The sequence below is a fragment of the Gordonia humi genome (assembly GCF_014197435.1).
GTDB classification, from domain to species: domain Bacteria; phylum Actinomycetota; class Actinomycetes; order Mycobacteriales; family Mycobacteriaceae; genus Gordonia; species Gordonia humi.
This window is the reverse complement of record NZ_JACIFP010000001.1, coordinates 1,783,507-1,804,740: the sequence shown is the minus strand read 5'-3', so window position 1 is coordinate 1,804,740 and position 21,234 is coordinate 1,783,507. Positions and strand designations below refer to the sequence as shown.

The 21,234-nt window shown below is 65.5% G+C and carries 22 protein-coding genes; 9 read left to right on the top strand and 13 right to left on the bottom strand.

Annotation, left to right across the window (positions count from 1 at the left end; all coding sequences use genetic code 11):
• Positions 1-126: 126 nt before the first annotated feature.
• From BKA16_RS24260 to BKA16_RS08370, 4 genes are all read right to left on the bottom strand, one after another.
• Positions 127-432, bottom strand: a complete 306-nt coding sequence (locus BKA16_RS24260) for a thiolase C-terminal domain-containing protein (RefSeq protein WP_382426844.1) — start codon at positions 430-432, stop codon at positions 127-129.
• A gap of 806 nt (positions 433-1,238) precedes the next feature.
• Positions 1,239-2,021, bottom strand: a complete 783-nt coding sequence (locus BKA16_RS08380) for an SDR family NAD(P)-dependent oxidoreductase (protein ID WP_183370233.1) — start codon at positions 2,019-2,021, stop codon at positions 1,239-1,241.
• 17 nt (positions 2,022-2,038) lie between these two features.
• Positions 2,039-2,245 carry a hypothetical protein gene (locus BKA16_RS08375; RefSeq protein ID WP_183370232.1) on the bottom strand — a complete coding sequence of 69 codons (207 nt, stop codon included), beginning with the start codon at positions 2,243-2,245 and terminating at the stop codon, positions 2,039-2,041.
• Positions 2,246-2,260: 15 nt separating this feature from the next.
• Positions 2,261-3,493, bottom strand: coding sequence for an amidohydrolase family protein (locus BKA16_RS08370; RefSeq protein ID WP_343067330.1), 1,233 nt, complete (start codon positions 3,491-3,493; stop codon positions 2,261-2,263).
• Positions 3,494-4,180: 687 nt separating this feature from the next.
• On the opposite strand from BKA16_RS08370, the gene BKA16_RS08365 reads away from it, so the two are divergent.
• From BKA16_RS08365 to BKA16_RS08345, 5 genes are all read left to right on the top strand, one after another.
• Positions 4,181-5,437, top strand: coding sequence for an ABC transporter substrate-binding protein (locus tag BKA16_RS08365; protein WP_183370230.1), 1,257 nt, complete (start codon positions 4,181-4,183; stop codon positions 5,435-5,437).
• Between the two features lie 266 nt (positions 5,438-5,703).
• Positions 5,704-6,072: a nuclear transport factor 2 family protein gene (locus BKA16_RS08360; RefSeq protein ID WP_183370229.1), complete on the top strand. Its 369-nt coding sequence runs from the start codon at positions 5,704-5,706 to the stop codon at positions 6,070-6,072.
• Positions 6,073-6,329: 257 nt separating this feature from the next.
• On the top strand, positions 6,330-6,971 hold the full coding sequence (locus BKA16_RS08355) for an AMP-binding protein (protein WP_246372139.1): 642 nt from the start codon (positions 6,330-6,332) through the stop codon (positions 6,969-6,971).
• Positions 6,871-7,182: an AMP-binding protein gene (locus BKA16_RS08350; protein ID WP_246371688.1), complete on the top strand. Its 312-nt coding sequence runs from the start codon at positions 6,871-6,873 to the stop codon at positions 7,180-7,182. The genes BKA16_RS08355 and BKA16_RS08350 overlap by 101 nt, the downstream gene beginning before the upstream one ends.
• A gap of 75 nt (positions 7,183-7,257) precedes the next feature.
• The gene (locus BKA16_RS08345; protein ID WP_183370227.1) at positions 7,258-7,698 is read left to right on the top strand and encodes an AMP-binding enzyme; all 441 of its coding nucleotides are present in this window, start codon (positions 7,258-7,260) and stop codon (positions 7,696-7,698) included.
• On the opposite strand, the gene BKA16_RS08340 is transcribed toward BKA16_RS08345, so the two are convergent.
• A complete protein-coding gene (locus BKA16_RS08340; protein WP_183370226.1) occupies positions 7,626-8,858 on the bottom strand; it encodes an FAD-dependent oxidoreductase in 1,233 nt (410 codons plus the stop codon). The genes BKA16_RS08345 and BKA16_RS08340 overlap by 73 nt on opposite strands.
• A gap of 86 nt (positions 8,859-8,944) precedes the next feature.
• Between BKA16_RS08340 and BKA16_RS08335 the strand changes: the two genes are divergently transcribed.
• Genes BKA16_RS08335 through BKA16_RS08325 form a run of 3 tightly spaced genes read left to right on the top strand, consistent with a single transcriptional unit; the run spans position 8,945 to position 10,949 of the window.
• A complete protein-coding gene (locus BKA16_RS08335) occupies positions 8,945-9,565 on the top strand; it encodes a TetR/AcrR family transcriptional regulator (protein ID WP_183370225.1) in 621 nt (206 codons plus the stop codon).
• The gene (locus BKA16_RS08330; protein ID WP_183370224.1) at positions 9,562-9,906 is read left to right on the top strand and encodes a nuclear transport factor 2 family protein; all 345 of its coding nucleotides are present in this window, start codon (positions 9,562-9,564) and stop codon (positions 9,904-9,906) included. The genes BKA16_RS08335 and BKA16_RS08330 overlap by 4 nt, the downstream gene beginning before the upstream one ends.
• The gene (locus tag BKA16_RS08325) at positions 9,903-10,949 is read left to right on the top strand and encodes an alpha/beta hydrolase (protein ID WP_183370223.1); all 1,047 of its coding nucleotides are present in this window, start codon (positions 9,903-9,905) and stop codon (positions 10,947-10,949) included. Before BKA16_RS08330 ends, BKA16_RS08325 begins: the two co-directional genes overlap by 4 nt.
• A gap of 19 nt (positions 10,950-10,968) precedes the next feature.
• Here BKA16_RS08325 and BKA16_RS08320 read toward each other — a convergent pair whose 3' ends face one another.
• From BKA16_RS08320 to BKA16_RS08285, 8 genes are all read right to left on the bottom strand, one after another.
• Entirely contained in the window at positions 10,969-11,790 is an 822-nt protein-coding gene (locus tag BKA16_RS08320) for an SDR family NAD(P)-dependent oxidoreductase (protein ID WP_183370222.1), read from the bottom strand.
• A gap of 57 nt (positions 11,791-11,847) precedes the next feature.
• Positions 11,848-12,612 (bottom strand): SDR family NAD(P)-dependent oxidoreductase, encoded by a 765-nt coding sequence (locus BKA16_RS08315; RefSeq protein WP_183370221.1) that lies wholly within the window; start codon positions 12,610-12,612, stop codon positions 11,848-11,850.
• A gap of 44 nt (positions 12,613-12,656) precedes the next feature.
• On the bottom strand, positions 12,657-13,418 hold the full coding sequence (locus BKA16_RS08310) for an ABC transporter ATP-binding protein (protein ID WP_183370220.1): 762 nt from the start codon (positions 13,416-13,418) through the stop codon (positions 12,657-12,659).
• Positions 13,411-16,176 carry a branched-chain amino acid ABC transporter permease/ATP-binding protein gene (locus tag BKA16_RS08305; RefSeq protein ID WP_183370219.1) on the bottom strand — a complete coding sequence of 922 codons (2,766 nt, stop codon included), beginning with the start codon at positions 16,174-16,176 and terminating at the stop codon, positions 13,411-13,413. Before BKA16_RS08305 ends, BKA16_RS08310 begins: the two co-directional genes overlap by 8 nt.
• An 806-nt stretch (positions 16,177-16,982) precedes the next feature.
• Positions 16,983-17,906 carry an SDR family NAD(P)-dependent oxidoreductase gene (locus tag BKA16_RS08300; RefSeq protein ID WP_183370218.1) on the bottom strand — a complete coding sequence of 308 codons (924 nt, stop codon included), beginning with the start codon at positions 17,904-17,906 and terminating at the stop codon, positions 16,983-16,985.
• 50 nt (positions 17,907-17,956) lie between these two features.
• Entirely contained in the window at positions 17,957-18,388 is a 432-nt protein-coding gene (locus tag BKA16_RS08295; protein WP_183370217.1) for a Zn-ribbon domain-containing OB-fold protein, read from the bottom strand.
• Between the two features lies 1 nt (position 18,389).
• On the bottom strand, positions 18,390-19,214 hold the full coding sequence (locus BKA16_RS08290; protein WP_183370216.1) for an enoyl-CoA hydratase/isomerase family protein: 825 nt from the start codon (positions 19,212-19,214) through the stop codon (positions 18,390-18,392).
• Positions 19,211-20,476, bottom strand: a complete 1,266-nt coding sequence (locus tag BKA16_RS08285) for a cytochrome P450 (RefSeq protein ID WP_183370215.1) — start codon at positions 20,474-20,476, stop codon at positions 19,211-19,213. Before BKA16_RS08285 ends, BKA16_RS08290 begins: the two co-directional genes overlap by 4 nt.
• A gap of 146 nt (positions 20,477-20,622) precedes the next feature.
• Between BKA16_RS08285 and BKA16_RS08280 the strand changes: the two genes are divergently transcribed.
• Positions 20,623-21,225, top strand: a complete 603-nt coding sequence (locus BKA16_RS08280) for a cysteine hydrolase family protein (protein WP_183370214.1) — start codon at positions 20,623-20,625, stop codon at positions 21,223-21,225.
• Positions 21,226-21,234: the final 9 nt, after the last annotated feature.

Genomic DNA, 21,234 nt, shown 5'->3' with positions numbered 1-21,234 from the left:
ACGGCTGATGGATCCATCTGGCCGTGTCGGTACATCGACAGATCAACAGTCGTTCCTCTGTCAGCCCGTCCCAAAACGGTCTGGTGTCCGGATCGGGCGCCGGGACGCAGACCTGCGGCTCGGCGCTCACGTCTTCTCCCTCGAGTAGACGTTCGTACCACCGAACGGCCCCGCAGCTGCCGTCACGAGCGCGAGCTCTGCGTCGAGCATCTGGCGTACGCCCGCCTCGCGGCGAAGCTGAAGCACCGCTTCGTAGTGATGGTTCAAACCATGGATGTATCCCTCGGACAGGAGGCCGCCGTGCAGGTTTATGACGACGTCCCCGCCGTAGGTCGCTCTGCCCGACTCGAAGTACTCGCCCACCGCTCCCTTCTCACAGAATCCGCTCCACGGTGGCCATGACGGTGTACGTGAAGCACGTCGTACATGCATGCGAGGTCCATGTCCGACGCCGTCATTCCGACTCTGTCCCACAGTCGAGGTCCGGCGGTCAGCGAATACATGGCCGTCGGGTCGACCCACTCGGTCATTTCGGCTCCACTCTGCGAATTCGACGAACCGACCAGCCACACCGGGTCGTGCCGGGCGTCGACCGCACGCTCGGTGATGGTGATGCGGCCGAGATCCTCGGTGGTGGAGCCGTACTCGTACTGATGACGGCGAGCCCACATCGCGAACCACTGCGGCGGCACCAGGTACCCGCCGGCGACGTCGAACTGCGCGTCCCCGGCGACCTGCATCGGTCCGTCGATGTGGCCGAAGCGATATCCGGAGCGACCGGTACACCAGCACCGCGCTCGCGATCCCCGCCCCGATCACCGCAGCGGCTGTGACGACCTGATCGGCGACCAGGTTGCCGCCGCCGAGCATCGCATCGGCCCACGACAGCTCATCGATTCCGAGGGCCCGCCCCACCGATGTCGGCAGCTCGGAGTCGTTCGCCATGTAGGTGCACATGCCGTCGATGTCGCCGACCGAGAAGCCGGCGTCGGCGATCGCTGCACGACACGCCTCGACGACCATGGCGCGTGTCGTGCGGCCTGAATTCCGCGAGTAGACTATACGTCCGATACCGACGACTGCGCATGTCATCGGGGTCAACCACCACCTCCGCGTCGGGCTCGGGGGTGCCCGACGTCGAAGCGAGTCGGACGGCGCCCGCGTGAAGAAGAGCGACGGGGAGGCACGCCGTACGGCGTGCCTCCCCGTCTGTCACTGCGGGCTCATCGCGATCGGACTCAGCCGGCCGCACCCGCAGCCGCCTCCGCGTCGGAGACCGCATCACCGTTGATCGAGAACCCTCCGTCGACGGTTAGCATCGATCCCGTCGCGAATTCGGCCTCGTCGGACGACAGGTACGTCGCCGCGTAGGCGATGTCCATCGGGTTGCCGATCCGAGTGAGCCGACCGCCTCCGGTGTGGTGCCCCGCGTCGCCGCGACCGGACACCACGCGTCCGACCATGATGCAGTTGGCGCGGATGCCGTCGGCGGCGCCCTCGACGGCAAGCGACCTGGTCAGGCTGTTGATCGCCGACTTGGCCGCACCGTAGGCCGCGAATCCCTTGAAGCCTGCGATCGCCTGCCCGGACGAGATGTTCAGGATCGAGGCGCCCTCGGCCTCCGCGAGGTGAGGCCACGCGTACTTCGACGCCCAGAACACATTGCCCTTCAGCGCACCGGTCATCACCGCCTCCCACTCGTCGGTCGAGTACTCGTGCAGCGGCTTGATCGTCGATGCGACGACGTCGGTCGGAGCTGCGTTGTTGACCAGCGTGGTCAACCCGCCGAACCGGTCGGCGACGGCAGCGACGGTGGCCTGCACGCTGTCTTCCGACGTCACGTCGAGCGGGAAGAACTCAGCCTCGCCGCCCGCGTCGCGGATGAACTGCACCACCTTCTGGCCGCGTTCTACCGTGCGACCGCTGATGGCGACCTTCGCCCCCTCCGCAGCGAACTGCTGCGCGATCGACCTGCCGATCCCCCTGGTCGACCCGGAGACCAACGCGATCTTGCCGCTCATCCTCGAGCTCTGCGAACTCACAGTGCTTTCACCAATCTCTCCATCGCGTCCAGCCTCCGCCGCACGCGAGCGATCACTTCTGGCGACGACTCCGACTTCTGGAGGTCGGCCAGCTTCTTGCGTTCACTCTCGATCTCCTCGACCAGGCGTTCGCCTGCCTCACTACGTGTGAGGAGATCCTCATCGACCCAGTCGGCCGCGTCGATGTCCTTCGGCTCGCTCATACCGACTCCATCGCCTCAGATCGCGGCGGCGTCGGTGCGCGGGAAGTTGTAGAGCTCCCGCGAATTCAGCTCGACGATCTGGTGCGCCTCCTTGTCCGGCACCTCGGCGAGGAGCTTCTCCGCGAAGCGACGGCTGTTCGGCCAGTTGGAGTCCGAGTGGGGGTAGTCGCACTCCCAGGTGATGTTCTCGATGCCGACCTGATGGCGACGCGAGACGCCCTCGAAGTCGTCGATGAAGCAGCCGTACATGTTCTTGTGGAACAGGTCCGACGGCCGGACCTCCTTGTTGACGTTCTGGTACCAGCGATGCTTCTCCCAGGTCAGATCGATGCGCTCGAGGAGGTAGGGGATCCAGCCGATGCCGCCCTCGGAGAGCGCGACCTTGAGGTTCGGGAACTTGTAGAAGACCGGCGAGAACAGGAGGTCGGCGGTCGCGTACATCGAGTTGGTTCCGAACAGCGAGATCATGACGGCCATCGGCGCCTCGGGCGACGTCATCGGCGCGCGCCCGGACGATCCGAAGTGCATGCACAACGGCATCTTGGTCTCCTCGGCCGCCCGGAACACCGGATCCCAGTGGTCGGTGTAGAAGGACGGTAGCCCCAGAGAGACGGTGTTCTCCGGGAAGGTGATCGCCTTCGCACCCTTGGCGTGGCAGCGGTAGATCTCCGCTGCCGCGGCCTCCGGATCCCACAGGGGGAGAATAATCAACGGGATGAACCGGTCCGGCGCGACGGCCGCCCACTCGTCGAGATGGAAGTCGTTCCACGCCTTGACAGAGAGCAGCGCGAGCTCCTTGTCCTGGCCCTCGAGGAAGACGGTGCCGGCGAACCGCGGGAACGACGGGAAGCACAGCGCGGCCTGGACACCGTCGATATCCATATCGGCCACGCGCGCCTTCGAGTCGTAGCAGCCCGGCAGCATGTCCGAGTACCGGCTCGGGTCCATGCCGTACTCCTGCGGCTTCTTGCCGGCGACGGCATTGAGACCGATGTTCGGGTACACGCGTCCCTCGTACACCCACACCTCGGCCATCTTCTTCTTCGCGGCGTGTCCGCCCTCGCCGCGCGCGGCGTCGAGGAGAATCGCCGACAACGCTTCGTCGCCGTGCTGCTCGCTCATGTCCATCTCGACGATGCGCGGTCCGGCCTCGAGGAACTTCCGGGGCAGACGGTCCGTCCACACACTCGGCGGTTCGATCAAGTGATCGTCGACTGAAATCAATTGCATGTAATCCTGAAGTGGCACTGCGCCTCCTATTGCGTATCGCGCCCTGACGCGAACCGATTCGCCGAGGTTCACCCGACAACTAGGCCCGATCATCTGACAGTCTGTCACTGTAGTGTCGGAGATCACGTCGGTCAAGCGTTTCGACAGGAGCAGCGGGTCTGGCACCACCATCGAAGCTGTGTACAGAGACGCCGAGGGGCCGATCAGATACATAGTTCTGACATGCACGTCATACAATCGCCGAGAAGAGCCTGATCTACCACATCTGTTCGCCCACCGCCGCGGGGACAGAATGCCGAGGGTCGCCGGTACCGCAGGCGCGGATTGGCCCCGGTACGCCTCACATCGCCCGGCCGGCGGCCCGAACCCTGGCCGGAATAATCGTGTCGGCGAACAGTTCTGACAGTGACGAGCAGTCCTGTAAGAAAGCTGTTCAGGGTCCACTTCATCCACTCCAGTCGCCTACACAAGCCCTAAATCCCCACCGGGATCGGCCATATGCAGCGCAAATATCCAGATTTTCAGATAGTTGATAACGATTACATATCGTTGTGCGCAAACTGTGAACGTGACTCCCGCCATACCCCACATTTGACGAGTGTCGTCTTCTGACACTACGTCGCCGAAATCAGATAGGCGACGAGACCCCATCTGGAATCCCGACATCGCTAGGCCCGTGTGGTCGCCCTGACACCAGGAGCATTCATGAAGAAACTCACGACAGGCAGACGGTTGCTCGCAGCGACCATGCTGTCCATCACTCTCACCGGCGCGATGGTCGCGTGCGGTTCCGACGACAGCAGCTCGACGGGCGACCCGGCGGCCAACGAAGCAGCCCTCGGCACTCCGAACAAGGCGACCGGTTCCCCGGTCACCATCGGGTTCATCAGCGAGGGCAAGGGCCAGGACATCGACGTCTCCGACGAAATCCGTGGAGCGAAGGCCGCCGCGGCCTACGCGAACGAGTACCTCGGCGGCATCGGTGGACATCCCGTCGAAGTCAAGGGCTGCGAGACGCTGACGCAGCCCGCCGCTGCGACGGACTGCGCCAACCAGATGGTGCAGGCAGGCGCCGTCGCGGTCGTCGGACCGACGCCTGGCGAAGTCGACAACATCATCAACGTGTTGAGCCCGGCCGGCATTCCGTTCGCCTTCCACAGTGCGACCACGCCGAAGGCACTCTCCACGCCGGGCGTCTTCTCCCTGTCGAACGGCACCGCGTACTTCGGCCTCTCCGCGACTGAAGCCGCGAAGCAGGGCCTCAAGCACACCACCGGCGTCTCAATCGGCGTGCCCGGCGCAGAGGGGCCGACCCGACAGCTCGGCAGCATCATCTGGAAGAACGCCGGCCTCGGCTTCAACGTCGTCGGCATGCCGCCGGGGACCGCCGACATGACTCCGCAGATCACTGCGGGCGGAGCCGACGCGGACAACTTCTTCGTGATCGGTAACGACAGCTTCTGCTCGAGCGCGTTCAAGGCGATCAAGACGGTCAAGCCGGATGCTCCAATCTTCGCCATCGACCGGTGCATCACACCGGGCGGCGGCAGCGCCATCCCCAACGGCTACCGGGACATCAACGTCGCGGCGCAGCTGAACCTCGACCCGGAGGCGCCGGATTCGAAGGTCTACTCGGCGGCGCTCGCCAAGTACGGAGACGGAGCGGAGTTCGGTCAGATCTCGTCGGTCGGCTACGCGCCGATGCTCGGCTTGATCAAGGCGCTCAACGCCGCGAAGGTCACCGATCCGACCCCGCAGACAGTAACCAAGGGCATTCAGACCGCACCCCCGGTCGAGTACCCGCTGACCGACGGGATCATGTTCCAGTGCAACGGGAAGCAGATCCCCATCTCCAAGAACATCTGCAGCGCGGACGGCATCGTCGCGAAGGCGAACGACGACGGATCACTCACCGACTTCCACCAGGTGACCATCGACCCGTCGCTCTACGCAGCACACTGACGACGCAGCGGCTGCACCGACCACAGCACGCCGGCGGGCGGCCCTTCCGGGCCGCCCGCCGGCGTGCTGTCGCGTGCGACACTCCCCGAGGCCGAAATCGTTCTTCTTCTGACACTCGTGGACTTAATTTTACGCATGCAGGATCAAGGAAGTTTAGGAAACCTATGGATGTTAACCTGCACTTTCTGAAATGATGCGAGATGCCCCACGACAAGCGCTACATCGACGATGTAGCCATATACCTGACACTTAGTAACCTTGAGACGATGGAGGATACGGACATGACCGACCAATGGATTCTCGACTACTTCGACGCCTGGAGCGCCGAGGACCCGGACAAGGTGGCCAGTTTCGTCACTGAGGACTGCGTCTACGAGGACGTGACCGCAGCACACATCTCCCGGGGTCGTCACCAGGTTGCCAATTTCGTTCGGATCTCCAATCGGGTCGTCCCGAACGTGACCTACGACGTCGTGAGCGGCCACAGTACTCCGACGGCGTACGCAGCCGAGTGGATCATGCAGCCGCAGGGCCTGCGCGGCTCGTCGGTGGGCACGTTGGTAGACGGGAAGATCTCGTCGAATCGCGACTACTGGGACGGCGCCACCTTCCGGCTTCCCAAACAGGCGCAGTAGCCGCGGGCCGACCTCACCTCATGTCGGCCTTCGCCCTCACGCGTCGCTCGAGACACGACCGATCGAATCGTTCTGCGGCGCACGCAACGATCCGAAAGGCCTGAATCGACCACATCTTGGCTGTGGGTACTGGACAGGCCGACCAAGTCGGCCAACCTCTCAGCGCGGGCCCAGACGACGCGGGATTGGCCGACGAGTTCGGTCGCTCCTTGACGTGGGCGTAGTTCGACGGGGCGGTCGACAGGGTCGCCGCCGGACTGGCGGCGCTCGGAATCGAGCGAGGTTCGCGGGTCTGCTGGCAACTGCCGGCGCGGATCAGCACGGTGCTGGTCATGTTCGCGCTCCGGCGGCTGGGCGCGCTTCAAGCGCCGATCACCCCTATCTGCGGGAAGCGCGAGGTCTCCACTGCGGTGACCGCTGTCGACGCCGAGTTCGTCCTGGTGCCGGGAATATGGAACAACATCGACTACGTCGCGTTGGCCGGCGACCTGGATCTCGGCGACCAAGCTGCGCCGACGGTCGTCGAGATCGGTCCGACGGCACCGGAGGCCGATCCCGATCCGGCCCTGCGCGCGCCCCAGAACGCCGAAGAGGTCACCTGGGTGTACTTCAATTCCGGTTGCACCGGGTTCCCGAAGGGCGCACGGCACACCGACGTCCCCCTGTTGACCACCGACCGGGCATTCGCCGGAAACGGTCGGGTCGGCGAGAACGGTGACGACGTGGTGGCGACGGCATTCCCGGTCGCGCATGTCGGCGCCATCGAATTCCTGCTCACCGCGGTGTGCTCCCGCCCCATTGGTACCGAGCCTGCGTTTGTTCAAGGGCGGCGGCGCCCCGTGTCCACCGGAGCAGTTCCACCAGATCCGCAACGTCATGGGTGCGACAGTCGCTCATGACTACGGCATGACCGAGGTGCCAATGGCCGCCGTGGCCGACCCGCTCGATGATCCGTCGATTCTGGCCGCGACCGACGGCAGGTCGATCCCGGGCAACACCACCCGTCTGATAGCCGCTGACCACCGGCCGGTGGCCCGGGGAGAGATCGGAGAGGTCCAGATATCGGGGCGCGGCATCTGCCACGGCTGCACCGACCCGGTCGAGACCTAAAAGGCGTTCACCGCGGACGGGCGGTTCCGCACCGGCGACCTCGCGCGAATCCATCCAGGCGGTCAGATCGAAGTGGTGGGGCGGATCAAGGACGTTGTCATTCGCAAGGGAGAGAACATCGCTCCGCTGGAGATCGAGGAGCTGCTCAGTGCGCACCCGGCGATCGCCGAAGTCGCAATGATCAGCGTCCCGGACGACGAACGCGGCGAAATGGTATGCGCGGTCGTGGTGCCCGAGTCCGTTGTCGAAGCGCCCGATCTCGCCGCGGTCGTCGACTTCCTGACTCGGGCACACCTGATGAAACAGAAGCTCCCCGAACGACTCGAGGTGGTGGAGTCACTGCCTCGAACCGGTCTCGCGAAGATCGCTCGAAACGAGCTGCGCACCCGCTTCGGGCGACCGGACGCGCACTGGGCACGACCCCTGGAGGTTTCGGCCTCGACTCAGGCCAGCGCCAACGTCATGAGGATGTCGGATGCGAATGCGTCCTCAGGAATGCTCCACGGGCCGGAATGAACCGCCGCCAACGCGCTCCCGAGCTCCGGGCGCTCAGCCAGGGCGGCGAGGATCCGACTGCGGCGCGCAGTTCGGTCGACCATGCCGAAGCCACTGACCAGATCGGTCAATGCGGTGCTGAACCGAAGGCGTCGCATGCGCTCGGCCCGCTCGCGGGCATAACTGGACAGCGTCTCCGGATTCCAGGTCGTGTCGTTCAACAACGCCTCAGCCAGCATCCGGGCGTCACGCAGACCGATGCTCAGCCCCTGCGCCGTCAGCGGATTGCTCCATCCGGCGGCGTCGCCGATGAGCGCCGCCCCGTCCACGACCGGCGTGTCGGTCCACGAGTCACACATCGAGAAGGCCGCACACGGTCCAGCAGGCGTCGACTCCGCGAGCCGATCCGAGTCCGGAAAGATCGGCGTCCGATACGCATCCAGGAAGTCGGGAATCGACTGCGGTCCGGTCAGCGGTTCAGGATCGTCCACGCGCCGACCGACATACAGCCTCAGCCGGTTACCCGCGCGCGGAATCACGATGTACTGATTCCTGCCGTCGACCGCGATCGACGTGACCCGTCGATCCCACACTCCCCCGTCGTCGACGAGCATTCCGGTGAGTTTGACCCGCGGGACGGTGGAATGCATGTCGACGCCGAGCGCGGCTCGCGTCGTGGAGAACTTTCCGTCCGCCGCGACGACGAGCCGGCAGGACAGTTCCCCGATCCGTCCGTCGCGCTGGTACCTCACCGTCGGGTGCGACCCGGCCTGGACGCTCGATCTGCGGACACCGCGCAACACCGTGGCGCCGGCCGACTCCGCAGCGTCGGCCAACGCCGACCGCAACTCGGGATGGCCGACGGCGATCACGCCGGGGGCGCCGGGCACCACCTCGGTCAGATCCGACGCCCGCCGCTGCGCCGCGTCGACGGTGAGAGAGTCGCCGTACGGGACCATGCGCGTGATCACCGACCGGCCGTCGGCTCCCATGATCGCGTCCGCGACACCGAGCTCGACCGCCTCTAGGAATCCCCACGGCACCATCGCCTCCCCGCGAACCATGTCGCGGTACGCCGCCTCTCGTTCCAAGACGATCACACCGAATCCCGCTGCGCCCATCCGAGCCGCGAAGGCGCTGCCCGCGACGCCTCCACCGATGACGACGATGTCAGTGTCCATGTCTGATCCTTCCGAAGCCGATACCCGTTGATTTAGTACGGCTAAATGAGTACCATTTAGTCAGAATAAATGAAAGGGGTCCGCCGATGCCGCGACCACGTGGAGGAACTCAGTCGGCTCCGCTGTCGTCACAGGACATCCTGGACGCCGCGCTGCGAGTGGTGGAGCGTTCGTCTCTGGACGAGCTGACCGTCAAGGCCGTCGCCGACGAGTGCGGCGTCACCCCGCCCGCGATCCACTACCACCTGCGGGGAGACGTCGACCTGGCCACTCGCGTGGTCGAGGCGGTGGCACAACAGATCACTGTGCGCTTCGACTCCGCCGCATCGTGGCAGGACCGGTACATCGCCCTGGTCCTGGCCATGGACCGGGCCTTTCTCCGCTATCCCGGCACCGGTTCAAGGGCGCTCACCTCCGGCGGACAGTCCCCCGCCGCGACCGAGCTCACGGACACGGCCCTGGACATCCTGCGGTCGGCAGGGTTCGACGACCGCGAGTCCGGCGAGATCTTCGCGGCCACCTATCTCCTGTACGTGGGCTGGTTGTCCACCCGTCGCCAGGCCGAGAACAACATCATCCATCCTTCGCTTCGGGCCGCCGGAATGTCGGCGACCGGGCACGACGACGCGAAACCGCTCATCAGCGGACTGCGCTGCATCTTCACCGGACACATCCCCCGCCACACACGAGGAGACGACACAGAATGAGCACCAGCAGCACCGGTTGGGTCACCGAGTACTACGCGGCCTGGGATCGGGCCGACGCCGACCAGATCATGCAGTGGTTCACCGACGACATCGTCTTGGAAGACGTACCGACCGGCCACATCGCGACCGGAGTCGCGCAGGCGCGCGCGTTCGTCGAGCATGCGATCGCGATGACACCGGGTACCACGTACGAGATCGTGCACAGCGCCGTCACCGATGACGCATTCGCCACCGAGTGGATCATGCGGCCGGCGGGTCTACGCGGTTCGTCGGTCGGCACCATCCGCGACGGCAGGATAACGAGCAATCGCGACTACTGGAATGCGGCGTCCGTCCGATGAGTCTCGTTCGTATCTCACGCACGCTGACCTGCGTTGTCGCCGCCGTCACAGCGGCGATCACCCTCGGCGCTCCGGTCGCCGACGCTGCACCGGCGACGCTGAACAACTGCACCGACATCTCAGTCCCGGTGTCGCTGGACGGCGGTCCACGCACGTCCCACATCGCAGGCCGGTACTGCGTACCGACCGCAGACCCCGGCACCGCCCTACAGGTCCTCGTTCCGGGCGCCACCTACGACCATTCCTATTGGGACTTCCCCGGCTTCGGCGATCGGTACTCCTATGTGCGACATGCGTCTCGCGCCGGAACGGCCACCTTGGCGATCGATCCGATCGGAGTCGGCGAGAGCTCCAAGCCCCCGGGCTGGCAGGTGTCGGCGACGACCGCTGCGAGCACCCTCCACCAAGTGATCACCGCGGCGCGCAACGGGCGGCTCGGCCATCGATGGGACAAAATCGTCCTGGTCGGACACTCCTTCGGATCGCTGACGGCGATGCAGGAGGTCGGTACGTATCACGACGTCGACGGGCTCCTGGTCAGCGGTGCATCGCATGCCCCCGGACCGGGTGGAATCCTGCAGATTCAGACGTCCGTCCGCCCCGCGCTCCACGACCCGCGCACTGCGAGATCGGTGCCCGCCGGCGACTACACCTACCTCAGCGTCCCCGGCGCGAGAGCGAGGGCGTTCTACGCCCCTCGCGATTCCGACCCCGCCGTCGTAGCGGCCGACGAGGCGAGCCGGGTGGCCGGAACCATCGGCGTGCTCGCGACCATTCCCGTGTTCATCCCTACGACGTTCGAGATCGACGTTCCGGTGCTCGTCGCGAACGGCAGGGCCGACAACGTGTTCTGCGCGCAGGGCGGCGGCGGCTCACTGACCGACTGCACCGACGCTCGCACACTATATCGGTCCGAGCGCCCCTTCTTCCCGGAGGCGGACCTGAGCACCTACGTGCTTCCCGCCGCCGGCCACTCGATGAATCTCGCACTCAACAATCAGGAGTTCTTCGAACGCGCACAACGGTGGGCTTCCGCAATCTGACTCGCCGCGGCAGCGGGGGTCAGTCGCCCGCGACGAGATCGGCGACGACCGTGTTCACGCGGTCGAGGATCCCCGCACTGCGTCGTCTTCCGAGGATCGCGTGAACCCGGCCCGCCTCGACCGCGTCGAGAGCGCAGCAGGCGGTGTCGGCTGCAGACACCACCAGGCCGGGGTCGGTCGACAATCCCTCCGCCGCGTTACTCTTCGCGGTCGACGCCAGCGCATCCGTGTCGTCCAGTTCGATGGAGTTCTTCTCCAGGTCGGTCGCCACGCGGCCGGGGCAGAGAACGGTGGAGCCGAGCCCCGGAGCCGCCTTACGAAGTTCGACGTCAAGTGTCTCGGTGAGACCGACGACTGCGTGCATCGTCGCGTTGTAGGGAGTCATTCCCGGCAGGACGATCAGCCCGCCCGCCGACGCAGTGTTGAGGATGTGTCCGCGACCGGCGGCGACGAGCAGCGGAGCAAACGAACGGACACCGTGGACGACGCCCATCAGTTTGATGTCGACGAGGCGTTCCCAGCTCCGCAGACTCTGTTCCCACATCGGCGCGATCGGCCCCACGACACCTGCGTTGTTGCAGACCACGTCGACTCGTCCGTAACGGTCGATCGTCGTATCGGCGAGGGCTTGCACCGAGGCCGGATCCGACACGTCGGTGATGACATCGACGACATCGTGGCCTGCCGCCCGCAGCTGCTCGCCTGCATGGGCGAGCGCGTCGGACCGGATGTCGGCTATGACCAGACGGCACCCGCGGCGGCCGAGTTCCTCGGCGAGCGCGAAACCGATTCCGCTCGCGCCGCCGGTGACCACCGCCACCTGTCCCTGTTCGATCTTCACAACTGTCTCGCTCCTGTGATTCGGCGACTCCGGTCGCCGGTTTCCGCAGACGGCAGGTCAGCGGACCTTCAACGTGCCGCCGTCGATCGAGATGGTCTGTCCGGTGACGAATCGAGCCCCCGCGGAGGCGTAAAAGGCGATCACCGGGACGAAGTCTCGATCGATGTCCCCGAGGCGTCCGCCGATCGGAATGCGCTGAGCCATGAACGCGTCGTGGGCGGCGAGCTCGGCATCCGACATCTCCGACCGCGTCTTGTCGTACATCGGCGTCCAGATCGCGGGCGCCACCGCGTTGACGGTGATCTCGTACCTGCCCCACTCCGCAGCCGCCGTACGCGTCCAGGCGAGCACCGCCCCCTTACTCGCCGCATACGCCGCCTTACCAGGCAGTCCGTCCAGCCCCGCGGCGGACGCGAAGTTCAGCACCGCCCCGCCGCCCGCCTTCAGGTGCCGGAACGCCGCCTGGTTGGTGAGCATCGTGCCGGTCGCATTGACCGCCATCACAGTGTTCCACAGGTCGGCCGGAGTCGACTCGGAGGGCGCGAACGGTGCGATTCCGGCCGCATGGATCAACACGTCCAGACCGCCCAGGGTGTCGACCGCAGAGTCGACCGCCCGGTCGACGGACTGCTGGTCTGCGACGTCGACGTGCTCGAACGACGCATCGGCGTCCTCGGCGATACGCGGTCCTGCGACATCGTCGCGATCCAGCGAGACGACGCGTGCTCCGAGGCCGGGGAGCGTGCGCACCAGACCCGCCCCCATGCCGCTCGCGCCGCCGGTCACGATGATTCGCCGACCGGTGAGGTCGTGCACGCTCATCCCTGTCCCCTCTTCACGACTGTTCGATTCCTGCACCGACCGCACTATCCCTCGCCCAGGTAGGCCTCTTCCAGCAATCCCGGATTGCCGATGAGGTCTTGCGCGGGGCCTCGGTGCCGCACGCCGCCGTGCACCACCACCATCGCCTCGTCGGCGACTTCGAGCGCGAGTCTCACGTGCTGTTCCACCAGCACGACCACCGCGTTCGTCTCGTCTGCGATCCGTCGGACGACGGGCAGCAGCTCTTCGACGATCACCGGCGCGAGACCCATGCTCATCTCGTCGATCAGGAGGGCGCGCGGCTTCTGAGTGAGCGCACGTGCGACCGCGAGCATCTGTTGTTCACCACCGGAGAGCGCACCCGCACTCACCTTGATCCGCTTGCCCAACGCCGGAAACATGTCCACGGCTTCGTCGACCGTCAGCCCGCCGGACCGGTGTGCGATCGACAGGTTCTCGCGCACGGTCAATGTGGTGAACAGAGCACGGTCGTCGGGCACCAGCACGACACCGTGACGGTTCGCCTCGCCTGCCCGGCCGCTTCGGAGCTTCCTGCCGTCGATCACGACCTCCCCGTCGACGCGTTGCAACAGGCCGGCGAGCGTGTTGAGCAACGTCGACTTGCCTGCTCCGTTGGGGCCGAGAACCGCGAGCACAGTGCCGGCGCTCGCCGAGAAGTCGATGTCGCGCACCACGGTCACCGGCCCATAACCGCACGAGAGGTTCCGACACTCGAAGATGGGTACCTCGCCGCCCGTCGGAGCAGCCGTGTCGACGGCGGGGTCGGTCAAGTCCAGATCAGCCATGAGCGTGAGCCTCACTTCCCAGGTATGCGGTGGCGACGGCACGGTTGGCCCGGATCTCGGCGGGCGTACCCGACGCGATCAGTTCGCCGAAGTTCAAGACGTGTACTTCGTCGCAGGCGCTCATGACCAGGTCCATGTCGTGGTCGACCATGATGATTGTGACTCCTGAGTCGCAGATCTTCTTCAACCGTTCACCGAGCCACAGGCTCTCGCTGCTGTCGAGGCCGCCTGCCGGCTCGTCGAGCAGCAGAAGGTTGGGCGAGCCCGACAGCGCTCGGGCGATCGACACGAGCTGCCGTTGTCCCTGGGACAATTCGCCAGCCGCCCGCTCGGCGAGATCGGCGATGCCCAGGAGTGCGAACACCTCGTCCAAGTCACCGAAGTCGCGGTGTTCGGCCTCCGACGCCGGACGACGAAGCGCCGCAGTCCGACCCACCTTGACGTTCTCGGCCACGCTCAAGTCGTCATACAGCTCGATAGCCTGGAAGGTGCGCCCGAGCCCCGCCTGGATGCGCTTGTGCGGAACCAGGCCCGCCATCGACTGACCGCTGATCGAGACGCCGCCGGTGTAGTCGACGAACCCGGTGATCGCGTCCATCAGTGTGGTCTTGCCGGCACCGTTGGGACCGATCAAGCCGACGATGCTGCCCCGCGGCACCGACAGTGTGACGTCGAGGAGCGCGACCGCATTATTGTACTTGACCGTGACTCCGGAGAGTTCGAGTTCGGGCGGCGCCGAACGGTCGATGACCCGCGGGGAGACGCTCGGCGACTCCGGCGCCGTTTCGGCGTCGAGCGACTCGGCGGCCTTCGCCTCGAGGCGAGCGGTGAGGGCCCGCGATCGACGCGACGCCAGCAGGGTGTGGGTCGGACCGACGATGCCCTCCGGGTTGAGGATGACTGTGAAGATCAGCAGGACGCTGGTGATCACCGGGTACCAGCCGCTGACCGACCACAGGTCGTCGACGATGACGAAGACCAGAGCGTTCGCTGCCGAGATCCCCGCGACGATTCCGCCGGAGATCGATGTGATGCCGGTCAGGTACACGGTGCCGAAGAGTGCCACTCCGGTCATCGCCGAGAAGGACTCGAACGACACCGTCTGCAGTTGGTACGCGAGCAGCGACCCGCCGATACCTGCGATGAACGCTCCGATGCCGAACGCGAGGATCTTCACCCGGACCACGCTGACACCGGCTGCCGCAGCGGACTTCTCGTTCGCCCGCACTGCGAGCATCTCGGCGCCGAGCCGCCCACGCCTCAGATAGGCCACGAAGATCGCGACGGCGACGAGGACGACGAGCACCAGGATGCCGAACGTCACGCGCGGATAGTCCAGGCCGCTGCCGATACTCAGATCCCATCCGAACAGCTTGAGTTCGGGGGCGGCCACGCCTTCGGACCCCACGATGTCACCGTTGCGGAACCAGATGGCTTCGACGGCGAACGCCATGGCTAGGGTGACGACGGCCAGTGTGAGTCCGCGGATGCGCAGTGCAGGCAGTCCGATGAGGACTCCGAGGACGGCCGCACACACGGCGGCCACGAGCGGCGCGATGGGGAACGGCAGATGAAGAGTGTTCGCGATCGGCCCCAGCAGGAAGCCCGCGACACCTGCGATGGTCAACTGCGCGAGCGACACCTGGCCTGCGTACCCGGTCACGACGACACACGAGAGAGCGATGATCGCCATGATGAAACTGACGATCAGGCCGGTGCGGAACCGGTCGTCCAGGACGACCAGTGCGACGACACCGACGATCGTCATCACCGCGGCCGTCGGAATCACCCGCAGTGGACGCGGCGCACGACCGAGGTTCTGCAGGATCACTGCACCGCGAGTGGGCAACGGTCGAGCACGGATCAGCAGCACCGCCAGAATCAGCACCAGCGGAACGAGTTCGGGAAGACCCGAGGCCGGCAGCCAGTCGAACAGCGATGCGAGGTACTGCGCCTCGGACTGCAGCATGCCGACCGCGATGCCCGCGATTACGGCCACGACGACGAGGTTGAAACGCGCGGCGATCGCCGCGGCCATCGCCGGGACGATGAAGAGGGTGTACGCGACGGGGACCAGCGGCACGATCGGCGCGATCAGCACGCCGGCGAGCCCGGCCACCGCCGAGCTCAGCATCCAGTTGTATGCGGCCACGCGATCAGGCGAGATGCCGCTGATGTAGGCGCCGCGCTCGGTCTCGGCCACCGCACGTGTGACCACTCCGAACTTGGTGTATCGGAAGACCAGGGCGAGAGCGATGGCGACCACGAGGATCGTCAGCGCGAAGTAGAACCGGTCAGAGGACAGCTGGAAGTCGCCCGCCTGCCATACCTTGGTCGGGAAGATCGGATCCACGACGATCTGGCCGGTGCCCAACTTCTGCGCGGCGAGTGCGGTGACGAGCAGCGAGATGCCGAGCGCGGCGACTGCGCGAGCGACGAGCGGCGAGCGGCGTAGAGGCCGGAACACCAGCAGGTAGAGGACCAGGCCGAGCACCGCCGCGATCGCGACCGACGCGATCATCGCGGGCCACATGCCCATCGGGCCACCCACGCCGACGGTCTTCGGAAGTCCCGGAATGAGGATCAGGAACTCTCCTTGCCGCAGGTAGGCATAGGTGTACGCCGTGTACAGCGCGATGGCGCCGGTGGCGAAGTTCACCACCCCGGAGCTGCGATAAGTCAGGACGACTGCCAGAGCGAGCGCGCCGAACACGGCGCCGTTACCCAGCCCTAACAGGAGGAATACCAAGTGCTGCATTGAGAGCTGCCATTTCTTGATGAAGGGAACTGCTGCGACGACGGGCCGTCCGACCCGACGGTCTTCTTGGATGTCAGTGAGTGGAGACGAATCCGCCGGTATCGTCGCGAGACCGGTCGACACCTGATCCCATGACGACACCCGAATCGTTCGTCACCGTCAGATAGACCCTCACGATCAAGTCGACCACGAGATCGGTTGCGACCTGCCCGCCTGACGCGCTCCGGACAGTCGTCCGCCTCGCGTCCAGGGCACCCGAGCACGGACCCGCCGACCCGACGAGGGACCTCGCACCCGCAGGCAACGGAACCTCCTCGAGGCGATTCTCATACCCATCACCCTGGCGAACTACACCCAAGCACGAGAGTTATCTGACAGTCATTCACTGTAGTGATAGCAGTCACAAGTGTCAATAGGAATCGCGTATTAACAGTTCATAGCAGTTTTTTCGGCCCACCCTCCAAGGCGGACCCCAAACACTGTTCTGACGTTATCGTCATTAAAATTACCGATCGTCCCGCCCCGTCCGAGACCGACAGCCCCCGGTGCGGCGCCCCGTGCGGGCCGCACACTCCTCCGAGGTGGTGCCACCACTCCGCGGCGCCGCTGAAGACCCTTGTCTCGCCGCAGCCGACAATGACGCCGAACGCCATTTCCGCATATGAACAAACTCGTCAGATGAGGCCGTGCAGGAACAAGAGGAGGGAGCACCCCATGAATCGCCCCGACCTGACGACGGTGGGGCCCTCTCGACGATTCGTACGTCGAGAGGGCCCCACCGATGCAGTTCGCCCGTCGGGCGGTCCTCAGCTGCCCAGACGCAGACCCGGAGCACGGGTGCCGAACACGTCGGTCCCCATCACCGCACCGAGCTTCTCCGCGTCCCACCGCTTACCGCCGCTCGAGACGGTGCTGACCGGCGACCATGCTTTCAGCCACTGAATGTTCTCGCCCAGGGCCTTGATGACCTGACCGCTGACATGTCCCGCCTCCGGGCTCGCCAGCCATGCGACCACCGGGGAACCCAGCGACGGGTCCTTCGGATCGAAGTCGTCGTCGTCGCGCTCGCCGGGTTCGATCGGCGCCGCCGCGCCGGCCATCGTCGCGGACATCCGAGTACGACCACCCGGGCTGATGGCGTTCACGGTGGCGCCAGTCGACGCGAGTTCCAAGCTCAGCGCCTGCGTGAGTCCGGCGATCGCGGCCTTCGCCGCGCCGTAGTTGGTCTGCCCGAAGTGGCCGTGCAGACCTGCGCCGGACGTCGTGTTGATGATGCGCCCGTACACCTTGCCGCCGGACGCCTTCGACTCCTCACGCCACTTCCGCGCGACCGCACGACTGGTCAGCCAGCTGCCGCGGACATGCACACGCATGACGAGGTCGAAGTCGTCGACGCTCATGTTCCAGATCGCGCGATCCCGGACGATGCCCGCATTGTTGACGACGATGTCGAGGCGACTGAGTTCGGAGTAGGCGCGCTCGACGAGCCGCTCCACCGCCTGCTCGTCGCTGATGTCGCTGAAGTCGGAGATCGCCTTGCCACCACGATCGGTGATGATCTTGACGACGTCGTCGGCCACCTTGCCGGTCCCCTCTCCCTCGACCGACGTGCCGAGGTCGTTCACGATGACGGTGGCGCCGTGCTTGGCCAACTCCAGTGCGTGTCCACGCCCGATACCGTGTCCGGAACCGGTGACGAGGGCGACCTTGCCCTCGAGCAGCTTGCTCATGTGCAGTTCTCCTTAGTTTGTGTGTGGGCCTCGGCCCCCGCCGAATCGCCTCACGCGGGACGGAAGACCGTGGCCGTGTAGTCGTCCGAGATCGGCCGGAAGTCGGCCTTCACGGCCATGCCGACCTCGAGATCAGCCGGCTCGCACCCTTCGATGTTCGTCATCAGACGCGGCCCCTCCGCCAACTCGATGATCGCCGCCACGTAGGGCAGCCGATCCTTGAACGGGTGCAGGTCGTTCATGTAGACGGTGGAGTAGGTGTAGAGCGTTCCGTGGCCCGAGCACTCGATCGCGGACACGTTCTCGCTCCAGCACGACGGACAGAACGGTCGAGGGTAATGGTGGATCGCACCGCAGTCGCCGCACTCGGCGACCAGCAGGACGCCGCGGGCGGCAGCTTCCCAGTACGGTGCGGTCCCCGGCTCGACGGTCGGAAGATCGGCGCGCGGCTTAGCCGGCTTTTTCACATCGTTCTCGGACATGTCACCATCCCACGAATTCGGCCGGCCGCTTCTCGACGAACGCGCGCACGCCTTCGCGCGAGTCGGCCGCGTACGATTGGATCTCTTGAGCCATCGCCTCCGTGGTGAACGCACTCGCTCGGTCGCCGTCGAGGGATTCGTTGAACAGACGCTTCGTCAAACCGATCGCACTGGTCGGTGCACCGGACAGCCGCCCGACGTAGTCCGCCACCTCGTCGTCGAGCTCGTCCGCCGGGACGACCTTGTTGACCAGACCGAGATCGAGTGCTTCAGCGGCCGACAGCCGCTCGCCGAAGAACGCCATCTCCTTGGCCTTCTGCATCCCGATCCGGCGGGGAAGCAGGTAGGCGCCGCCTCCATCGACGACGAGGCCGCGCTTGACGAACGACTCGGCGAAGAATGCGTTCTCCGTCGCGACGACGAGATCGGCTGCGTACGCCAGATGTGCGCCGACGCCGGCCGCCGCTCCCTGCACGGCTGCCACCACGGGCTTGCTGCAGTCGAGCACCGACGCGACGAGTGCCTGAGCGCCGCCCATGATCTTCTTCATCCCGTCGGTGGTCCGCTTGACGTTCTTCGCATGACCGTCCGCCAGCTTCACCACGTCGGCGCCGCCGCAGAATTGACGGCCGTTCGCCCGCAGTACGACGACCCGGACCTCATGGTCGACATCGGCCTCCCGGAACAGTGTGATGAGAGCGTCTCGGTCGACGGGCCGGACGGCGTTGCCGTTCGCCGGGCGGTTGATGCTGATGGTGAGGACACCGCCGGACAGCTCGGCCAGGACAGCCGACTCCGTCTCGGCCACGAGATCGCTGTATGTCATTTCGTCACCGAGGTGTATTCCGCACGCAGGTGCTTGATCCCGTTCAAGAAATTCGAGTTCAGGCGATCCGGCTCACCGACCGAGTGGATGTCCGGGAACCGCTCGAACAGCATCCGGAAGGCGACGTCGAGCTCGAGGCGAGCCAGGTGTGCGCCGAGACAGAAGTGCGCGCCCGCTCCGCCGAATGCGACGTGCGGATTCTCCTCGCGCGTGATGTCGAACTCGTACGGGTTGTCGAAGACCGTCTCGTCGCGGTTCGCCGACGTGTACCACATGACGACCTTGTCGCCCGCGGAGAACTCCAGGTCGCCGAGCATCACCCCGTCACGCGCCACGGTGCGGCGGAAGTGGATCACCGGAGTCGCCCAGCGCAGCATCTCCTCGATCGCCCTCGACGCGTACTCCTCGTAGTCGGCCAGCCATCGATCCCGCTGCTCCGAATGCTGAGTGAGGACGTACAGACCGTGCGAGATGACGTTCCGGGTGGTCTCGTTGCCTGCACCTACCAGCAGGATGAAGAACCTGGCCATCTCGGCCGGCGTCAGGTTCTCCTCACCCTTGGCTGCGACCAGCTGTGAGATCAGATCGTCCTGCGGATCGGCGATACGCTCGGTCGACAGCGAGTCGAGCAGGTCGATCAGACCCTTACTGGCCTCGGTGACGGCGGCGTTGATACCCGCTGCCGACTGATCGGCGATGTACTCAGCATCGCTGGCACCGAGGATGATGTTCGTCGCGTCGAGGATGAACTGCTCGTGCTCCCGCGGGATGCCGAGCAGGCTGTTGATGATGCGCAGGGGAAGAAGTGCGGCGAAACTGCTGACGAAGTCGCATTCGCCGGACTGCGGCATCTCATCGAGGATCTCGCTCACGACGTCCTCGATCTCGTCCCGGAGGCTCGCAAGGTTACGCGCCGTGAACCCACGCGAGACGATCTTCCGCAGTCGAGCATGTTCCGGGTTGTCCATGTCGATGATCGATCCACGGTACGCACGCAGTTCGGCGGGCTGCTCGAAGATCTGCGTCCCGCCGATTCCCGACGAGAAGTCCTCCGGCCGTCGACTCACCTCGAGAACATCTTCGTATGTCGTGATCGCATAGAACCCCTTGGCCTTGCCCGAGTCCGACGCGGGACCGATGGGCACGAACATGCGTGGACGCTCACGGCGAATCGCCGCGAAGTCTGCGTCGCGCTCAGCCGCCGGCCGTTTCCACCAGGTCAGATCGTGCAGGGGTATCGGTGTCGTGTCTGTTTCGGTCATGGGCACCGCCTTCCGTAAGGATTTCACGATTATTCTGGCACTACTGTCATCTGTTTACAAGCGCTTTCACCAGTTGTTTTATTGATAACATATGTCGACACAGGCAGCACTAACTGGCTTTCATGTCACTACTACGCGGAGCTTGCATGACTACCCTTATCGCACCTGCCCTCATCATCAGCGAATGCCAGCGCGGCATGCTCGAGCCGCCCGCGGGCGCCCTCGCATCGCTCGCCGACCAGGCCCGTGAGCGGGCGATCATCGCGGGCATCGCCGAGCTCGCCCGCGAGTTCCGCGCTCGGTCGCTCCCGGTCGTGCACTGCACCATCGTCCACCGAGCAGACCAGAAGGGACTGCTGCCGAACTCCTACCTCGGCAAGATGGCGCTGCGCGACCAAACGATGATCGAAGGCACGCCCGACGTCGAGATCCCCGCCGAACTCGGCCCAGAACCCACCGACCTGGTGAGTGCCCGGGCGACCGGCCTCACCGCGTTCTACGGCACCGACCTCGACGCCATGCTGCGGCTGCAGCGCGTGCAGACACTCATACTCTGCGGACTATCGACCAACGTGGCTCTGCCAGGACTGGCGATGGACGCCGTCAACCGGGGATACGACGTCCTGCTGGCGGAGGACTGCACCGCGGGAACCACAACCGACCACCACGCGTACATGGTGCAGAACGTCCTGGCTCCGCTGGCGCGGATCACTCGGGCAGCCGACGTCGTCGACCGACTGCCCGAGTGATTCCGGTGC